The sequence below is a fragment of the Halocynthiibacter sp. genome, assembly GCF_049608145.1.
Lineage (GTDB): Bacteria > Pseudomonadota > Alphaproteobacteria > Rhodobacterales > Rhodobacteraceae > Halocynthiibacter.
Window position 1 is genome coordinate 21,376 of the sequence record NZ_JBMYXF010000008.1, and the last position, 16,463, is coordinate 37,838.

Sequence of the window (16,463 nt, forward strand, 5' to 3'; positions counted from 1 at the left end):
GTTAGTCTCTATTTTGGGCCCAGTTTGCTGCTGCACGACCTGCAAACTGTCCTGTCGCTAGACAGGCCGTGATCAGATAACCACCGGTTGGGGCTTCCCAATCCAGCATCTCGCCCGCACAAAATACACCCGGCCTATTTTTCAACATTAGGCCACGATCAAGTGCTGCGAACTGCAGGCCACCTGCAACAGAAATCGCCTCGTCTATGGGGCGCGGGCCATCATGGGACAACGGCATATCCTTGATCGATCCTGCACTGAAATCAGACCCTATTTCACGCAAAAGCGCGACTTTTACTGCACTCAATCCAGCTTTACGCAGGTGATTGGTCATGCTGTTTTTCGCGCGTGGTCGATCCAGACGCATCTGTAATTTTTCGACGGATAGATCCGGCATCAGGTCCAGGAACAGATCCGCACCCTCGCGCATTTCACGGGACACCGCATAAATTGCACTGCCTTCAATCCCCCGCCCGGAAATTACAAATTCGCCTTTCACCTGACGATTGCCGCATTTCAGAACCACTGGTTTAACAGGCGCACCCAAATGTTTCGCCATGTGGTCAGACCAGTTTCTTTCAAATCCCATATTGGCAGGTTTAAACGGTACAACCTGATCGCCCAGATATTCCACCCAGACCCCATCGGCCCCCAATCGCGCCCAGCTGGCGCCGCCACAGGCGAGAACGGTCACATCCGGTGTCAAAACTTCGTTCCCGTTTGCGCTGACGACCGAAACACCGCCATCGGTGAAGCCATTCCAACGCAGGCCCGTTCGCAACACCACACCCAGCCCATCCAGTCGTATCAACCAGCTGCGTAACAGGGGCGACGCCTTCATCACCTTCGGAAACACCCGCCCAGATGATCCGGTAAATACGTCTTGTCCCAGCCCCTGGGCCCAGGCCTTTGTCTGTTCCGGTCCAAACCCATGCAGAATTTCCAACAACAGATCCGGCGCATCAGGGAAAGCCGCCAAAAAATCCGCAAGGGGTTCATCTTTTGTCAGGTTCAGCCCGCTTTTCCCCGCCATCAAAAATTTGCGCGCGGGGCTGGTTTTCGCTTCGATCACCGTGACAGACAACCCCGCTTTCGCCAGCTCCTCCGCGGCCATCAACCCGGCTGGACCCGCTCCAATGACAAGCCCCGTTTTCATTCTGCAACTGTCGGCAAAGCGCCCTTAATTTCGACAACGCGATGCGGATACGGAATTTCGATATTCGCGTCTTTCAGCGCATTCCAGACGATGAACATAATATCTGACGTGAATTTATTCTCACCGTCATCAAACCCGTTCACCCAGAATTCCACGGCGAAATCAACGCCGCTGTCACCAAACCCGCGCAACTCACAATCCGGAGGGTATGGCGCATCAAGCACACCTTTGTGCTGTGCCACTGCCGCTTCGATAATGTCCGGCACTTTGTTGATGTCGGTATCATAACTGACAGAAAATTCGACTTCGTAGCGGTTGGAAGACCCCTGATCAGAATAGTTCACAACACGGGTTGTAATGAAATCCTCATTCGGAACAACGATCCAGCGACCATCAAAGGTTTCCAGAAAAATCGCACGCGCAGTCATCTTTACAATTGTGCCGGATTCACCGCCGTCCAGTTCCACATAATCCCCCACGGTCGCCTGACCTTCCAGCAAAAGAATCACGCCCGAAATGAAGTTCGACGCAATTTTCTGCAGGCCAAAACCAAGACCCACACCAATCGCACCACCAAGCACCGCAAGGGCCGACAGGTTGATCCCCATGATGTTCAGAAGCAACAAAAAGGCGAGACCAAATATAAAGATCTCGGATGCTTTCACAGCCAACTGTCGCGTTGCAGGGCGCAGCTCTGCCTGCTTCTGGATATAGGTCGTGCTCTGATCATTCGACCAACGCCCCAACCAGAACAGCAACGCCCCGGCAATAACGCCACGCACCAAAGACATGACAGAAAAACTAATGTTGCCCAACTGGATGATGGTCGCACTTAGAAAATCTGTCGCCGGGTTCAACATACCCACCGTGTGCAGCGCCATGGCAGGCAAAAGGACATATTTGCCAAGAAGTTTCAGGAAAGAATCGTTGATAATATCCCGCACAAAGGCACGCACAGCCAGGAACAGGAACACACGTTTGCCAAAGGCAATCACAGCCCCCGACCCAAACAAAGACCGCGTCACACCTTCGCCGGCGCCGGTAAAAGCGTAAGCCAGCAAGGGCAACATCAGGGGCAGGTAGATCAGCGCATAGCGGCGCAGGCGCGCGATGATATGGCTTTGTTCTTCAGGCGGCGTGACCAGGCGAATAATCACCGGCGTTGCCTTGCGCGTTACATACCAGGCGATGCCAAAGGCAAGAACCAGCAGGGCAAATTGTGTCCATGCGGCGGGTGAAAGCAGCCAGTCACTGGCAAGATCCCAGGCCCATAGCCCATATTCTTTTACCGTCTCAACAATCCCGCCCTGGGTCTCTGTGGCTTCTACGCTCATAATACTCTCCGGTCCTGGCACTCAGAATAGATGATGCATACAGGCTCTGACCAAAATCTCAAGGCGAACCAGACGTTAACCCAACATGGCCTTGATCGCCGCCACATGCGCAGCAGACGCCCCACAGGGAACATCTGACAGATTGTGCGCCTCGGTCATCAGATCTTCCGGTGCAGTGATGCGATCAACCAATCCAAACGAAAGCGCTTCATCCGCTGTGATTTTCTGACCGCTCATCAAGATCAGTTTGGCGCGCGCCGGGCCGATCAGGGCTTTCATCCGGATGGGATCAGATGGCTGCGGCAGAAAGCCCAGTTTCATCACCGGATAGAAAAACTTTGCGTGCGCCACAGCAAGGCGCAGATCGCAGGCTAGGACCATCCCCATAGCGCCCCCGGCAAGCGTGCCATTCAATGCCGCAATCGTCAGGCAGGGCGCAGTGGCCACCGCCCCTGAAAGGCGTTCCCACAGGGGGGAAGTGGCAAGGCCTGCGCGGGCCTCATCCAGATCAGCCCCTGCCGAAAAAACCGTACCTTCCCCCGTCAAGATAACCGTGTTTACCCCAGCATCAGAGACTGATTCAAAGATCTCACACAATTCTTCTAGCATGCCAGAGGTCAGAGAATTTGCTTTCTCCGGCCGGTCAATTTTCACAACCTGACAGGCCCCGGATTTTTCGACCCGGATCATACGGTCAGACCTGCCCGTTTGCGAACTTCTTCATTCGCATGATGCACTTCCTGGCCCAGATAATCATCTGCATCTTCCCCACACATCCACAACAGGATCTTTGCGGGTACATCGACAGGATGGTGATCTTCCCAGTCCAGCAGGCTGACCGCATTAATGCCGGATGCTTTGATGTCTTTTTGCATGCGTGTCGCAACCGTTCCGGGGGAAAATCCCATAATCCGTACGCCCTTGCCGCCACTTTCCAGATGCGCCGCATTCGTCAGCATCGCGGTGCCGGCCTTAGACGTGCAATAGGCGCTCCAGCCTTCCAATGCGTTATGGGCCGCACCGGAACTGATCGTGATCACAGTGCCCGCACCGCGTGTTTCCATCCCCGGAATAACCGCCCGCATCCCGTTATAGACACCTTTTGTATTGATATCGAGCACACGTCCCCAAGCTTCGGGATCAGACGTCGACATCATACCAATCGGGTCGATCACCCCAGCATTATTGATCAGAATATCAATAGGTCCAAAGTGGCGTTCCGCCTGGGTGATCGCATTTACCATGTCGGGCCAGGACGACACATCGCCACTTACCGCCAAAGCATTTTCGCCAATTTCACCTGCAATAGTCTCTGTTTCGGCAGTCGAACGCGCGAACAGTACCACATTCGCGCCCGCCCCCGCGAACAGCCGTGCTGTGGCTTCGCCAATGCCGCGGCTTGCCCCGGTTATAAACACTGTCTTTCCTGAAACGCCGGCCATCCCATGCCTCCCTTTTTTCTGATACCCTCATGTTAGAACGCTAGGTCTGTCAACAAAAGGGCTTTGGGGCAGAATGTCACAACCGCTTGAAGCGGGGCCTGGGCACCCCCATATCAAATCACATGAGAACATCAGACAATCCACACCGATATATTACTGACCGATCCCATACAGCCTGCCCAGGCCTAAGTTTGACTTAAGCGAAATCCAGGCAATTTCCGTAGAACCTGTCCCCATGCCTTGACCGGCTGACAACCTGCGCGATAACTGAACTCAAATTCATTCCGAAAGGCTCTGCAATGAACCGTATTCTTTCATTTGGTGGTCTCGCCGCCACATCCACCATTCTAATGACCACCACAGCGCTGGCGGATATTTCCGCATCCGAGGTCTGGCAGGCCTGGCAGGAAGACGCTGCGCGTATGGGCATGAGCCTGACAGCCGCCAATGTAACAGAAACCGGCAATGGTCTGGATCTCTCCCCACTGGAATTCACTGCAACCATTCCACAATTCGGCGAAATGGAAGCCCCGCTTGATCTGCGCTTCAACATCGGTGGCGTATCTCTGCAGGAAAATGGCGGTGACGTCGCCGTTGTCTGGCCTGAAAATCAGGAAGGCGTGATTTCTGTGACTTATGGTCAGGATGGCGGCGCGCTGTCATTTGAAACCGCATCTTCAGCCCGCACCACCAATATCAGCGGCACGACCGACGAAATGACCTATGACGTCAATCTGGAAAACCTCGCTTGGAAGATCTCTGACTGGTCCGTCACCAGTGACGAACTGTCTACCGCTGATTTGGCGCAACTCGTCTTTGAAATGTCAGGTCTAATGGCAGGCGCAGAAATGCAGGCCATCGTGAACCGCGAAAACGGCTGGCAGGCAAATCTCACCGGCAAAACAGCAACGTCATCTTATGAATTCTTGATGGATACAGGTGATGGCCAAATGCGGCAGAGCCAGTCACAATCGCAATCCGGCGTAAATTACACCAGCCGCGTCACTCTGCCTGACGCAATGGATTTCACCACTGCTGAAGGTCTGATTGCAGCCCTGAAAGGTGGACTGGGCTTTGCCATGAGCGGCACCATGGATGAAATGGAACAAACCCAGGTGCAAACGACCCCGATGGGTGAGGTCACCAGCAACATCCTTGCCAAAGATCAGACCATTGACATGCAAATCGACAGCGGCATTGTAAAAATGGCGGGGGTTGCAGGCGAAACCAACCTGAATATCGCAGGCGGTATGATCCCGCCAGTCAGCATTGGCGCAGCGGGTATGGATATTGATATTACCGCCCCGCTGATCGCAGATAACACCCGTGCGCGCTATATGGTGGCACTGAATGAATTCACGTTGAACGATGAAATCTGGGGGATGTTTGACCCGGCTGCCATGTTGTCCCGCGATCCCGCCCAGCTGACCATCGATCTGTCCGCAGATCCGTCCTGGCAGATTGATGTGCTGGATCTTGCCGCTTGGGAAAGTGTCGGGCCAGATGCGCTTCCGCTGATGCCCAACGATATCCGCCTTGATGCGTTCGAACTTTCCGCTGCGGGTGCCAGCATCACCGGCACCGGCGAAATGTCTGTGAACTATGATCCCGTCGCAAAGGGCGAACAGCCCCTGCCTGCCGGTCATATTGATCTGGCCGCATCTGGTATCAATGGCCTGATGGACAACCTGACTAAAATGGGTTTCCTGCCAGAACAGCAAGCCATGGGCGCGCGTATGATGATGGGCCTCTTTGCCGTTCCAGGTGAAGGCGAAGACACGTTGAAATCCCGTCTGGAAATCAACGAAGCCGGGGAAATCCGCGCAAACGGTCAACGCCTGAAATAAGCCGACCAAATCCATTTTCGGGGCCGCGCAGTCAATCGCGCGGCCCTTTTCTTTTGCCCAAAGCCATCATCTGCTTGTGCGAAGGCCTCTGGGCAATTACCTCTGGTGCAAACAGACAGCAGGTCCGATTATGACAAACGCCCTTTCCGATATCACAGATGCCCTCCTCCTAGCCGCGCGCAAAGCTGGTGCAGATCACGCCGACGCGCTTGCGGTCGAAGGCCAGTCCGTTTCTGTGGACGTGCTAAAGGGCGCGTTGGAACATGCGGAACGTTCGGAAGGCACTGACATCGGGCTGCGGGTCTTTATCGGCAAACGCACCGCTGTTGTGTCATCATCGGACACCCGCACCGATACCATCGCCCAGATGGCGGAACGCGCAGTTGCCATGGCGAAAGAAGCACCAGAAGATCCCTGGTCCGGGCTTGCCGAAAGCGGCGAATTCGCAACCTCTTTTGATGTGGCGTCCCTTGAACTGGAAGACCCATCAGACGAACCCACCCCCAAAGCGTTGGAAGAAGACGCGCGTCAGGCCGAAGCCGCCGCACAGGCTGTTCAGGGTGTCTCGCAGGTGCAGTCTTCAAGTGCTGGTTATGGTCGCCATAGCATTCATTTGGCCACCAGCAACGGGTTTGCAGGCGGATATGCCCGCACCAATCGCGGCACATCCTGTGTGGCGATCACCGGGGAAGGCACGGGGATGGAACGTGACTATTACGGCGATTCTCGCATTTTTCAGAACGATCTGATTGCCCCTGCCGAAATCGGCCGCATTGCCGCTGAACGTGCTGTATCTCGCGCCAATGCCCGCAAACCGGCAACCGGCACCTATCCTGTGATCTTTGATGAACGGATCTCATCTTCGTTAATCGGGCATCTTCTGGGGGCTGTGAACGGTGCATCCGTCGCGCGTGGATCAAGCTGGGCGAAAGATTGCATTGGTGAACAGATCCTGCCGGAACATATGTCTTTGATTGAAAATCCCCACCGCGCCCGCGTTGGGGGATCCCGTCCTTTTGACGGCGAAGGTCTGGCGACCCGATCCCGTCACGTGGTTGAAAATGGTGTTCTGACCGGATGGACACTTGATCTTGCCACCGCGCGGCAGCTGAACATGACAAGTACCGCAAACGCCAGCCGAGGCACCTCGTCCGGGCCTTCACCAACCAGCGGAAATGCGACCCTAACACAGGGCAATCAGACCCTAAATGATCTGTTGCGTGACATGGGCACGGGCCTGCTGATCACCTCGATGATCGGGTCAACCATCAACCCAAACACCGGTGATTATTCCCGCGGCGCATCCGGTTTTTGGATCGAAAATGGCGAAATCCAATATCCGGTCAATGAATGCACCATCGCCGGAAATCTGCGTGATATGCTGAAACGCATCATTCCTGCCAATGATGCCCGCACCCATCTGTCGCGTGTCGTGCCATCGCTGATGATCGAAGGAATGACCCTTGCCGGAAACTGATCTGAACCTTTTGCGTGATGCGGCCCTGGCCAGCGGCGACATTGCGCGAAAATTCTGGAAAAAAGACCCCGATGTCACTGACAAGCCCGATGGCGCAGGCCCGGTCACCGAAGCCGATCTTGCGATTGACCGGATGTTGCACGCGGATCTGCGCGCAGCCCGCCCTGATTATGGCTGGCTTTCTGAAGAAACCGAAGACGACAATGCCCGCCTGTCGCACGATCGCGTTTTTATCATTGATCCGATCGACGGCACCCGGGCCTTTATCAACGGCGAGAAAAGCTTTTCCCATTCTCTGGCAATCGCAGAAAAAGGCGAAGTCATCGCCGCCGCTGTGTATCTGCCCATGCGCGACGAAATGTATTTGGCCCATCGCGATGGCACAGCCACATTAAACGGCGCAACAATACAGGCCACATCCGCCAACATGCAGGGCGCGACGGTTCTGGGCACCAAGAACAATTTCGCAGCACAGCACTGGCAACATGATGAAATGCCCCCGATTGAACGTCACTTTCGATCATCCCTTGCCTGGCGCCTATGCCTGATCGCCCAAGGACGTTTTGACGCCATGATCACCATCCGTCCGACATGGGAATGGGATGTCGCCGCCGGCAGCCTGATAGCACAGCTTGCCGGGGCAACTGTGACCGATCTTGCCGGGGGGCAGGCACGCTTTAACAACGCCCATCCGAAACTGCGTGGCATGCTGGCCGCTGGGCCTGGGCTGCATCAGGATCTGATAACACGGCTTAAGCCTGAATCAGTGCCCGACTAAGCCCTTTCACCCGGACGCAATTTCCCTTAGATTGCAGGCAAATTCAAAACCCAGAGGTTCCAATGACCCAACGCCTGCATCTCGTCTTTGGTGGCGAACTGACCGATCCTTCTAAAAATGCTTTTAAAGATGTGAATGACATCGATATCGTTGGCATGTTTCCGGACTATGACAGCGCCTATAACGCTTGGAAATCCGCAGCTCAACGTACCGTAGATAACGCGCATATGCGCTATTTCATTGCCCATATTCACCGTCTTCGGGACGAAGCCACTGCCGCTTCCCCGACCGAGGAACTTGGCAACTGAAAACCGGTTTCACCCCTCCCGTCAGCCTAAAACTTTATGAGGCTCTGACGCGGCGCAAACGTCTGACGGGGCATGCATCTGCCCCTCAGACACCGCGCCCGGAGGGTCCGCTTGTCTGGTTGCATGCCTGTACTGAACCTCAGGCCATTGCATTTACTGAACTGGCCCAGCGTCTGTCCGAAGACCGGGATGAACTGTGGTTCCTGATCACCACCCAATCCCCGCATGTGAAATCGCGCCTCGAAGTGCAGCTGGACGCCTAGCCCATGCCACAAGTCATGACCTACATGTTTGCAGAAGATGATGCGTCACTCGCCCGTCATTGGCGCCCCGATATCTGCATCTGGACCGGCGGCACATCCCATCTTTCCCTGTTGACTGAAATTGCCCGTACAAGTGAACTGATGATGCTTGCCGATGCCGAGATCCAGACATTGTCACGCGGCACCTCCCTGCCCATCCCCGGATTGCGCAAAGCTGTTGCAAACTATTTTGACAAGATTTTTTCGATTGATCAGATGAATTTGACGGGCCTGCAAACAACCGTTTCTGACAGCAGCCGTGTCGAAGAACTGGGCGCTCTGCGCGAAGGCGGGTGTCCCCCGACCTGCAACGAAAGCGAGCTTGCCGATGTCACCGCACGCCTGGCCGCACGCCCCGTCTGGCTGGCCGCCGCCTGTGCCCCGTCTGAATTCGACACTATTTTACGGGCGCATGAACGCGCATTGCGCAGTTCACACCGATTGCTGCTGATCATCAGTCCTGCGGAAGAAGAAGACGGGCCCCTGATCCGCAAATTGGCCGAAGCCCGAGGTCTGACGGCAGGCCTGCGATCCGAAGGTGAAGATCCAGAAAACGAAATTCAGGTCTATATCGCGGATTACCCTGAAGAAATCGGCATGTGGTACCGCATCGCCCCCCTGTGTTTCGTTGGGCAAACTTTGGCTGCGGGCATGAACCCCCAGTTTCTGGCCCCCGCGGCCCTTGGTTCGGCTCTGATTTTTGGTCCGCGCGTTTATGGGGTGCGCAGTCTGACGGACCTGCTCGAAAACAAAGGGGCCGCCCTGCGCATCACCGACGCGACCTCCCTTGCCGAAGCCGTGATCATCCTTCTTGCTCCGGATAAAGTTGCACGCATGGCGCATAACGCCTGGGAAGCCATCACAGAAGGCGCGGTTCTTCTGGATCGTCTGGTCGAAATTTCCGGATCCGTCCTAGATGGCGGAGGCATTCCCGATGCAGACACCTGACTTCTGGTCGCAGAAACCCGGGCTGAAATCCTGGCTGCTTTCCCCGCTTGGCGCCATTTACGCTGCGGGAACCAAACGTCGTCTGGCAAAAGGCACGCCAGAACGTCTGCCCATTCCCGTGATCTGTGTTGGCAATATCAACGCGGGCGGCACCGGCAAAACGCCGGTCTGTATCTGGCTGGCGATGGAATTGGCGGCCATGGGCCTGAAACCCCATATCGTTTCACGCGGTTATGGCGGCTCTCTGGAAGGGCCCGTGCGGGTGGATGAACAGATCCATAGTGCGGATCAGGTGGGGGATGAACCCCTGCTGTTGTCCGCCTTTGCCCCCGTGACCGTGTCAAAGGACCGCGCCGCTGGCGCAAAGGCGGCGATCACGGATGGTGCTGGTGTGATTATTCTTGATGATGGCTTCCAGAACCCTGCGTTAGAGACTGATTTCGCCTTTATCGTGGTCGATGCCAAGGTTGGATTTGGCAATGGCTTCTGCATTCCAGCAGGCCCTTTGCGTGAACCTATTTCTGCCGGACTGCCCCGTGCGTCTGCCCTTCTTAGAATCGGTGATGCGGAAACACAGGCGATGTTTGACACACGCTGGGGTTCTGAGATCAACCATGTCACAGCAGACCTGCCACAATATCACGGTCATCTGGAAACGTTGCAAACTGGAATGGACTGGGATGGTATGCCGGTTTTTGCCTTTGCAGGGATCGGCCGGCCCGAAAAATTCTTTAAAACACTGCGGGATCTGGGGGCACATCTGATCCATACCGAAGCACTTGCCGATCATCAGCCTCTGTCTGATCGCCTGATGTCACGTCTGTTAACTGATGCAAAAAACCATGGCGCACAGCTTGTGACCACGGAAAAAGACGCCGCCCGCTTGCCACAAAAATACCGCCAGAAAGTGTTAACACTACCGGTGCGTTTACAGATCGACGACGCAGAAACCCTGAAACAGAGCCTTCTTTCTGCGATCAATCCTTAACAGCCGCCCAAAGCTTCGCCCGAATATCCGCCCCGTGTTCATCCAGCGCTGGCGAAGGTTTTTTCATCGCCAATTCTGCACCTGAAAACACAACGGGTGTACGTACGGTAGGCACTCCATCAATATCAGAACGCATGCCACGGGCCTGAACCTGCGGATCGGCAAAGACTTCGCCCATGTCATTGATCGGCCCGGCAGGCACACCATGGGCTTCACACGCCGCCAAAATATCCGCTTTGGTACGCATTAGGGTCTGTTCCGTCAGGCGACGGGTCATTTCATCGCGGTTTTTCAGGCGATCCGCATTTTTCAGATAATCCGGATCGGTCGCCATATCGTCCAGTCCCAGCAGCTGACACAGGCGTTGGTACTGCCCATCATTGCCCGTTGCGATGATCAACCAGCCATCGGCACAGTCAAACACCTGATAAGGCGCAAGGTTCTGGTGCGCATTGCCAATACGTTGCGGGGCATTACCCGTGGTCAGGTAATTCATCCCCTGGTTCGCACCAATGGCCACGGCCACATCCAGCAATGACATATCGATATGCTGGCCTGTGCCGGTTTCATGACGCTGATGCAATGCGGCCAGGATAGCGGTGACACCGTAAAGGCCCGTGAAAATATCCGTGACGGCCACCCCCACTTTCTGCGGCTGACCTTCCACATCACCAGTCACGCTCATCAATCCGGACATGCCCTGAATGATGTAATCATACCCCGCGCGATGCGCATAAGGGCCGGTCTGGCCGAAACCCGTGACCGAACAGTAAATAACGCCCGGATTCACCTGCTTTAGGGTCTGATAATCCAGCCCGTATTTCGCAAGGCCACCCAGTTTAAAGTTCTCAATCAGGATATCTGCTTCCGCAACCAAATCACGGATAAAGGCCTGATCCGCGTCACTGCGCAGATCAACTGCAACCGAATGTTTCCCCCGGTTGCAGCTGTGAAAGTAAGACGCCGAACCATCACGTTCGACAAAAGGCGGGCCCCATTGCCGAGTGTCGTCGCCTTCAAAGCTTTCTAGCTTAATGACATCCGCGCCATAGTCTGCCAGCGTTTGCCCTGCCCATGGACCAGCAAGTACACGGGCAAGTTCGACAACTTTCAGACCTTTCAGCGGGCTCATTCTGCAGGCAGCTCCGCATCAATCAGTTCGGCCAGATCGGAATAATTCATATTGCCGTATTTCGTGCCGTTGATAACCAAAGATGGGGTGGAATTGATACCATCCGCCGCAGCGTTTTTCTGATAAACCGCCAGCATCGCACGTGGCATGTCTTCATCCGCGAAACACGTATCAAGTTCGGCATCAGAGATACCCGCAGATTTCCCGATACCACGCAGGTTTTCGACAATCTTCGCTGGATCGCTGCCTTCCAGCCATTCGCGCTGGGTGCTGTACAACTCGTCTTGAATGCCGAAATAACGCAGTGGGCCGCCACAACGGGCCACCATTGACGCCCATAGGCCAAAGCGATCAAAATACACTTCGCGATAGATGAAACGCACCTTGCCAGTATCGATATAATTCGCTTTCAGCTGTGGCATCACAGTGGCGTGGAATGTCGCGCAATGCGGGCAGGTGTAAGACGCATATTCCGTCACGGTTACCGGTGCATTTTCATCGCCCAGCACCATTTCAGTCACGCCGGATGTATCAATATCACCGGCTTCCTGCGCATTTGCGGCACTGACCGGGGCAAATGATGTTGTGCCGGGCTTTGCGCCCTGGCTAAGAAACCAGGCACCACCGCCCAAAAGCGCAGCTGCGCCTGTACCAAGAAGCATTCGTCTTTGCATGTCCATTCCTCTTCAGGATTTCTGTCTGGATAAAATGTTTTCACCAAGCAACGCAAGAGCGTCATGCAGGGTTTTGTTTTCAACCCCAGCAACCACTTCACGTGCATCGTCTTTTATGTCCTGGCTGATCACCTGCACGGGTTTTGCCCGAGGTTTTGGCTTGAACTGTACTTGCCCCTCAGAAAAGCCAGTCTTGGCTGTCTGAGTGATCCGCACTTTAGAAATTGCGGCATAGCCGTAACACAGGTTCACCTTTTCGCGGATCTTTTCCGCCTGCATCTGCAACAAAGGCGCATTTGCCCCGGTTGTCAGCACAGTCAGGGTCGCCCCCACGCCACCGCGCCCATAGCCCACTTTCACAGGCAGGGCGGTTGCCGCCGTATCTTCACCAACGATTTCGGCCCAATGCGTTAACAAACGCGAGACGCTGAAACCACGGCTTTCGCCAACCTTGCGGATCTGCTTTTCAAGCAGTGTCCCGGTGCGCGTAAATTTGCGCCCCCGCCGGCGATATGGCGGTGTCTTTTTTTGCGTGTGCTTTTCCATTTCATCTGTATTGTATCCCGGCCCGGGCGGGGCACCAGCGAAAAGACATCAAAGGATGTAAAACTTGCGTGATTTGGCCGATCTAAGTTCCGAGCTGCTGTTCTGGTACGACCGGAACGCGCGCGATATGCCTTGGCGCACCAGCCCCTCAGACCGCAAAAACGGCATTACCCCGGATCCCTATCACATCTGGATGTCCGAAATCATGCTGCAACAAACCACCGTTGCTGCCGTGAAAGAATACTTCCTGAAATTCACCACGCGCTGGCCGACAGTCCAAGATCTGGCGAATGCCGCAGACGAAGACGTCATGGCGGCTTGGGCCGGGCTTGGCTATTACGCCCGCGCCCGCAACCTGCTGAAATGCGCCCGGGCAGTGGTGACCGATCATGGCGGTATTTTCCCGGATGATCACGCGACCTTGCTTAGACTGCCCGGAATTGGTCCCTATACCGCTGCGGCTGTGTCTTCGATCGCGTTTGATCAGGCCTATACTGTGCTGGATGGCAATGTTGAACGCGTGATGTCGCGTCTTTATCGGGTGAAAACGCCCCTGCCCGCCGCCAAACCTGAACTGACAGATCTGGCCGCAAACCTAACCCCACAGTCCCGTCCTGGCGATTATGCCCAGGCCGTGATGGATTTGGGTGCAACCATCTGCACCCCAAAATCACCCGCCTGTGGGATTTGTCCCTGGATCACATATTGCGAGGCCCGCAAAGCCGGAGACCAAGCTGAATACCCTAAGAAAACACCCAAAAAGCCAAAACCAACCCGCCATGGCATCGCTTATATCGCCCAGCGCAAAGACGGGGCTTGGCTGTTGGAACGTCGCCCGGCAAAGGGCCTGTTGGGTGGAATGCTTGGCTGGCCTGGGGCCGAATGGGGCGATACCGCACAAGAAGCCCCCCCTGTGTCCGCTGACTGGAAAAACATCACAGAAGACGTGCGCCACACATTCACGCATTTCCACTTAATCCTACAATTGCGAATCGCCACTGTGCCCATGGATTGCCCGGGCATGTTCATCTCAAAACACGATTTTCAACCCAATGATCTGCCTACGGTGATGCGCAAAGCCTTCGCCATGGCGCGATCTCATATGTCACATTGAAAACATAATCCCTTTGCGATTTCATACCCGCAACCAGGAGTTCGTTATGCCATTTACATCCGACGTTCATAAGTTCAGCAAAGCCCTGCCATTCTGGATGAGCCTGCTGACCGTTCCCATCGCGGTCTTTGGCGCGGTGCACGGGGGCTGGGCGGTTTTTCTTTTGCCTATGGTCTGTTGGTATTTCTTTTCAATTCTTGATGCCATCACCGGGCTGAACCTGGAAAACGCCGATCCCGACACCAACGAAGCCGATCTTTTCTGGTATCGCCTGATCACTATGATCTGGTTTCCCGTACAGTTCGTGACCAGCTTTGCGATCCTCTGGTATGTCACCCACAGCGGCCATTTGGCGATTTGGGAAAAGATCGTTCTCTTCTTTGGCCTGGGCGTGATGAGCGGGTCTGTTGGCATTGTTTATGCTCACGAACTGCTGCACCAGAAACCCCGGATTGAACGTATTTTAGGTGATCTTTTGTTGGCTATGGTGATGTACAGTCACTTCCGCAGCGAACATCTGTTGGTGCATCACCGCTATGTTGGCACGCCCCGTGACACCGTCACCGCACGGTACAATGAAGGATTTCACAAGTTTTTCCGTCGGGTTCTTTTTGAATCTGTTCGCTCGGCCTGGCGGATCGAAGCTGAAAGACTTGAGAAACGCAAAATGCCCCCAGGCCACCCCAGCAACCCATTTTATCGCTATTGGGCCCTTCAGGCTGGGATGCTCATTTTGGCCATCGCCCTGGGTGGGTTTGCCGGGCTTTTACTCTTTCTCTGGCAGGCCCTTGTCGCCATCTGGCAGCTAGAGCTAACCAACTATGTTGAACATTACGGACTGGTGCGCAAACATCTGGGGGATGGGAAATATGAACACGTCAAACCCCACCACAGCTGGAACGCCGCCCATAAAGCCACCAACTGGTTGCTGATCAATCTACAACGTCATTCAGATCATCACTATAAACCTGACCGTCGGTTCCCACTTTTGCAGAACTATGATGCGAAAGAAGCCCCACAGTTGCCTTATGGATATCCGATCATGGCGGTTGCGGCGATGATCCCGCCTGTCTGGCGTCGCGTGATGAACCCCCGTGTTCTGGCCTGGCGAGAAACCTATTATCCGGAAATTGACAGTTGGCTTGCCTATAAAAATGCCATCAACCCCATGCCGCGGTAAACAGCCAGTTTGTGCAAAACCTATATCAGCTTGATTGCAGGTTTTGTCTCTGATCGGTGATGTCTTGGCTGGCGGTTTCACCCTCTGCAACTTTATTTTTCAACTCTGCAACCGCCCGGGTTTCGTCGCCTGCATCGATGAATTTACGCAGATTTCGCAACAGCGCTGCAATTTCAATTTCAGAACAACCATCTTCCTCAACCCGGAAAATCTTTTCACCGCATGGGTATATCTCGCCATCGGGACGCACCAGTTCCTCGTGCAGTTTCTCTCCGGGCAACAGCCCGGTTTCCTGAATTTCGATCCCCACATCCGCGCTACCTAGGGCACGCACACATGTGCCGGCGGCTTCAATCATTTTGACGGCAAGCTCTGCAATGCGGACAGGCTGCCCCATATCCAGAACAAAAATCTCTCCGCCCTGGGCAATTGCACCGGCACTTAATACAAGCCGGGACGCTTCCTGCACGGTCATAAAATAACGTGTCATTCGCCTATCACGCAGAGTCACCGGGCCACCGCGCGCAATCTGATCCCGAAAAATCGGCACAACAGATCCAGAACTGCCAAGCACATTTCCAAACCGGACAATCGAAAACACAGTTCCCGAACTGCGCAACGCCAGATCCCGGATCAACAGTTCTGCTAGGCGCTTTGTCGCCCCCATTACCCCAACAGGTCGCACGGCTTTATCGGTAGAGATCAAAACAAACCGATGCACATCGGCACACTGGGCCGCCAACGCAAGGCATCTGGTGCCAAACACATTATTCACGATACCTGCCGTTGGGTTTTTTTCGACCATCGCAACATGTTTATAAGCTGCGGCATGCAGCACGATATCGACTTTATGTTCCGAAAACACCCGCTGTAAAAAACCATCATCACATACAGAGCCAAGCATGGGGCACAGTTCAACCCCATCCGCCATTTCACTCAACAGCCCTTCGATACAAAACAACGCGTGTTCGCTGTTTTCCAGCAGAACCAATTTACGTGGATTCTGTACCAAAACCTGTTGGCAAAGCTCGGCACCGATTGATCCCCCAGCACCTGATATCAGAACAGTTTTATCCTCGTATTCCGCAACCTCCCCCCGGGATGTGCATTTCTGTTCGGGTTTCGGCCCGGTAACAAACGACAATATTGTCTGCAATTTCACCAACGTTTTCAGATCATTTCTAGCCAGCAGGCCACTTAATCTAGATCTACATCCCGTTGATTAAGAATTTACCAA

17 protein-coding genes are annotated in these 16,463 nt (G+C 54.6%); 9 read left to right on the forward strand and 8 right to left on the reverse strand.

Annotated features, from left to right (window positions below; all coding sequences use genetic code 11):
• Position 1: 1 nt before the first annotated feature.
• The 4 genes from ACPGUT_RS04260 to ACPGUT_RS04275 all read right to left on the reverse strand — a co-directional run bounded on the left by ACPGUT_RS04260 (position 2) and on the right by ACPGUT_RS04275 (position 3,932).
• Positions 2–1,156: a TIGR03862 family flavoprotein gene (locus ACPGUT_RS04260; RefSeq protein ID WP_423989077.1), complete on the reverse strand. Its 1,155-nt coding sequence runs from the start codon at positions 1,154–1,156 to the stop codon at positions 2–4.
• Complete coding sequence (locus ACPGUT_RS04265; RefSeq protein ID WP_423989078.1) at positions 1,153–2,490, reverse strand: mechanosensitive ion channel family protein; 1,338 nt, start codon at positions 2,488–2,490, stop codon at positions 1,153–1,155. The genes ACPGUT_RS04260 and ACPGUT_RS04265 overlap by 4 nt, the downstream gene beginning before the upstream one ends.
• Before the next feature lie 75 nt (positions 2,491–2,565).
• Positions 2,566–3,180, reverse strand: a complete 615-nt coding sequence (locus ACPGUT_RS04270) for an enoyl-CoA hydratase/isomerase family protein (RefSeq protein WP_423989079.1) — start codon at positions 3,178–3,180, stop codon at positions 2,566–2,568.
• Positions 3,177–3,932 carry an SDR family oxidoreductase gene (locus ACPGUT_RS04275; RefSeq protein WP_423989080.1) on the reverse strand — a complete coding sequence of 252 codons (756 nt, stop codon included), beginning with the start codon at positions 3,930–3,932 and terminating at the stop codon, positions 3,177–3,179. Before ACPGUT_RS04275 ends, ACPGUT_RS04270 begins: the two co-directional genes overlap by 4 nt.
• Positions 3,933–4,231: 299 nt before the next feature.
• Here ACPGUT_RS04275 and ACPGUT_RS04280 point away from each other — a divergent pair, with 299 nt between their 5' ends.
• The 7 genes from ACPGUT_RS04280 to lpxK all read left to right on the forward strand — a co-directional run bounded on the left by ACPGUT_RS04280 (position 4,232) and on the right by lpxK (position 10,580).
• The gene (locus tag ACPGUT_RS04280; protein ID WP_423989081.1) at positions 4,232–5,779 is read left to right on the forward strand and encodes a DUF2125 domain-containing protein; all 1,548 of its coding nucleotides are present in this window, start codon (positions 4,232–4,234) and stop codon (positions 5,777–5,779) included.
• Between the two features lie 130 nt (positions 5,780–5,909).
• The gene (locus ACPGUT_RS04285; protein WP_423989082.1) at positions 5,910–7,256 is read left to right on the forward strand and encodes a TldD/PmbA family protein; all 1,347 of its coding nucleotides are present in this window, start codon (positions 5,910–5,912) and stop codon (positions 7,254–7,256) included.
• Positions 7,243–8,034, forward strand: coding sequence for a 3'(2'),5'-bisphosphate nucleotidase CysQ (locus ACPGUT_RS04290; RefSeq protein ID WP_423989083.1), 792 nt, complete (start codon positions 7,243–7,245; stop codon positions 8,032–8,034). The genes ACPGUT_RS04285 and ACPGUT_RS04290 overlap by 14 nt, the downstream gene beginning before the upstream one ends.
• 62 nt (positions 8,035–8,096) lie before the next feature.
• Positions 8,097–8,342, forward strand: a complete 246-nt coding sequence (locus ACPGUT_RS04295; RefSeq protein WP_039018608.1) for a DUF4170 domain-containing protein — start codon at positions 8,097–8,099, stop codon at positions 8,340–8,342.
• A gap of 119 nt (positions 8,343–8,461) precedes the next feature.
• Positions 8,462–8,605: a hypothetical protein gene (locus tag ACPGUT_RS04300; protein WP_423989084.1), complete on the forward strand. Its 144-nt coding sequence runs from the start codon at positions 8,462–8,464 to the stop codon at positions 8,603–8,605.
• Between the two features lie 15 nt (positions 8,606–8,620).
• On the forward strand, positions 8,621–9,592 hold the full coding sequence (locus tag ACPGUT_RS04305) for a 3-deoxy-D-manno-octulosonic acid transferase (RefSeq protein WP_423989085.1): 972 nt from the start codon (positions 8,621–8,623) through the stop codon (positions 9,590–9,592).
• Positions 9,579–10,580, forward strand: coding sequence for a tetraacyldisaccharide 4'-kinase (gene lpxK, locus ACPGUT_RS04310; RefSeq protein ID WP_423989086.1), 1,002 nt, complete (start codon positions 9,579–9,581; stop codon positions 10,578–10,580). The genes ACPGUT_RS04305 and lpxK overlap by 14 nt, the downstream gene beginning before the upstream one ends.
• Here lpxK and ACPGUT_RS04315 read toward each other — a convergent pair.
• The 3 genes from ACPGUT_RS04315 to ACPGUT_RS04325 are packed head-to-tail and all read right to left on the reverse strand — an operon-like array spanning position 10,570 to position 12,932.
• A complete protein-coding gene (locus ACPGUT_RS04315; RefSeq protein ID WP_423989087.1) occupies positions 10,570–11,712 on the reverse strand; it encodes a CaiB/BaiF CoA transferase family protein in 1,143 nt (380 codons plus the stop codon). The two genes, lpxK and ACPGUT_RS04315, sit on opposite strands and share 11 nt — an antisense overlap.
• Positions 11,709–12,386 (reverse strand): DsbA family protein, encoded by a 678-nt coding sequence (locus ACPGUT_RS04320; protein ID WP_423989088.1) that lies wholly within the window; start codon positions 12,384–12,386, stop codon positions 11,709–11,711. Before ACPGUT_RS04320 ends, ACPGUT_RS04315 begins: the two co-directional genes overlap by 4 nt.
• A 12-nt stretch (positions 12,387–12,398) precedes the next feature.
• Positions 12,399–12,932 carry a DUF721 domain-containing protein gene (locus ACPGUT_RS04325; protein WP_423989089.1) on the reverse strand — a complete coding sequence of 178 codons (534 nt, stop codon included), beginning with the start codon at positions 12,930–12,932 and terminating at the stop codon, positions 12,399–12,401.
• Positions 12,933–12,996: 64 nt separating this feature from the next.
• On the opposite strand from ACPGUT_RS04325, the gene mutY reads away from it, so the two are divergent.
• Together mutY and ACPGUT_RS04335 are read left to right on the forward strand one after the other, a co-directional pair.
• Positions 12,997–14,046 (forward strand): A/G-specific adenine glycosylase, encoded by a 1,050-nt coding sequence (gene mutY, locus ACPGUT_RS04330; RefSeq protein ID WP_423989090.1) that lies wholly within the window; start codon positions 12,997–12,999, stop codon positions 14,044–14,046.
• 46 nt (positions 14,047–14,092) lie between these two features.
• Positions 14,093–15,226: an alkane 1-monooxygenase gene (locus tag ACPGUT_RS04335; RefSeq protein ID WP_423989091.1), complete on the forward strand. Its 1,134-nt coding sequence runs from the start codon at positions 14,093–14,095 to the stop codon at positions 15,224–15,226.
• Between the two features lie 25 nt (positions 15,227–15,251).
• On the opposite strand, the gene ACPGUT_RS04340 is transcribed toward ACPGUT_RS04335, so the two are convergent.
• A complete protein-coding gene (locus ACPGUT_RS04340; protein ID WP_423989092.1) occupies positions 15,252–16,388 on the reverse strand; it encodes a polysaccharide biosynthesis protein in 1,137 nt (378 codons plus the stop codon).
• Positions 16,389–16,463 lie beyond the last annotated feature (75 nt).

What these genes read in the sequence shown, in the direction of transcription:
- ACPGUT_RS04260 (WP_423989077.1), bottom strand. Translation starts at nt 1,156, where the DNA reads ATGAAAACGGGGCTTGTCATTGGAGCGGGTCCAGCCGGGTTGATGGCC.
- ACPGUT_RS04265 (WP_423989078.1), bottom strand. Translation starts at nt 2,490, where the DNA reads ATGAGCGTAGAAGCCACAGAGACCCAGGGCGGGATTGTTGAGACGGTA.
- ACPGUT_RS04270 (WP_423989079.1), bottom strand. Translation starts at nt 3,180, where the DNA reads ATGATCCGGGTCGAAAAATCCGGGGCCTGTCAGGTTGTGAAAATTGAC.
- ACPGUT_RS04275 (WP_423989080.1), bottom strand. Translation starts at nt 3,932, where the DNA reads ATGGCCGGCGTTTCAGGAAAGACAGTGTTTATAACCGGGGCAAGCCGC.
- ACPGUT_RS04280 (WP_423989081.1), top strand. Translation starts at nt 4,232, where the DNA reads ATGAACCGTATTCTTTCATTTGGTGGTCTCGCCGCCACATCCACCATT.
- ACPGUT_RS04285 (WP_423989082.1), top strand. Translation starts at nt 5,910, where the DNA reads ATGACAAACGCCCTTTCCGATATCACAGATGCCCTCCTCCTAGCCGCG.
- ACPGUT_RS04295 (WP_039018608.1), top strand. Translation starts at nt 8,097, where the DNA reads ATGACCCAACGCCTGCATCTCGTCTTTGGTGGCGAACTGACCGATCCT.
- ACPGUT_RS04305 (WP_423989085.1), top strand. Translation starts at nt 8,621, where the DNA reads ATGACCTACATGTTTGCAGAAGATGATGCGTCACTCGCCCGTCATTGG.
- lpxK (WP_423989086.1), top strand. Translation starts at nt 9,579, where the DNA reads ATGCAGACACCTGACTTCTGGTCGCAGAAACCCGGGCTGAAATCCTGG.
- ACPGUT_RS04315 (WP_423989087.1), bottom strand. Translation starts at nt 11,712, where the DNA reads ATGAGCCCGCTGAAAGGTCTGAAAGTTGTCGAACTTGCCCGTGTACTT.
- ACPGUT_RS04320 (WP_423989088.1), bottom strand. Translation starts at nt 12,386, where the DNA reads ATGCAAAGACGAATGCTTCTTGGTACAGGCGCAGCTGCGCTTTTGGGC.
- ACPGUT_RS04325 (WP_423989089.1), bottom strand. Translation starts at nt 12,932, where the DNA reads ATGGAAAAGCACACGCAAAAAAAGACACCGCCATATCGCCGGCGGGGG.
- ACPGUT_RS04335 (WP_423989091.1), top strand. Translation starts at nt 14,093, where the DNA reads ATGCCATTTACATCCGACGTTCATAAGTTCAGCAAAGCCCTGCCATTC.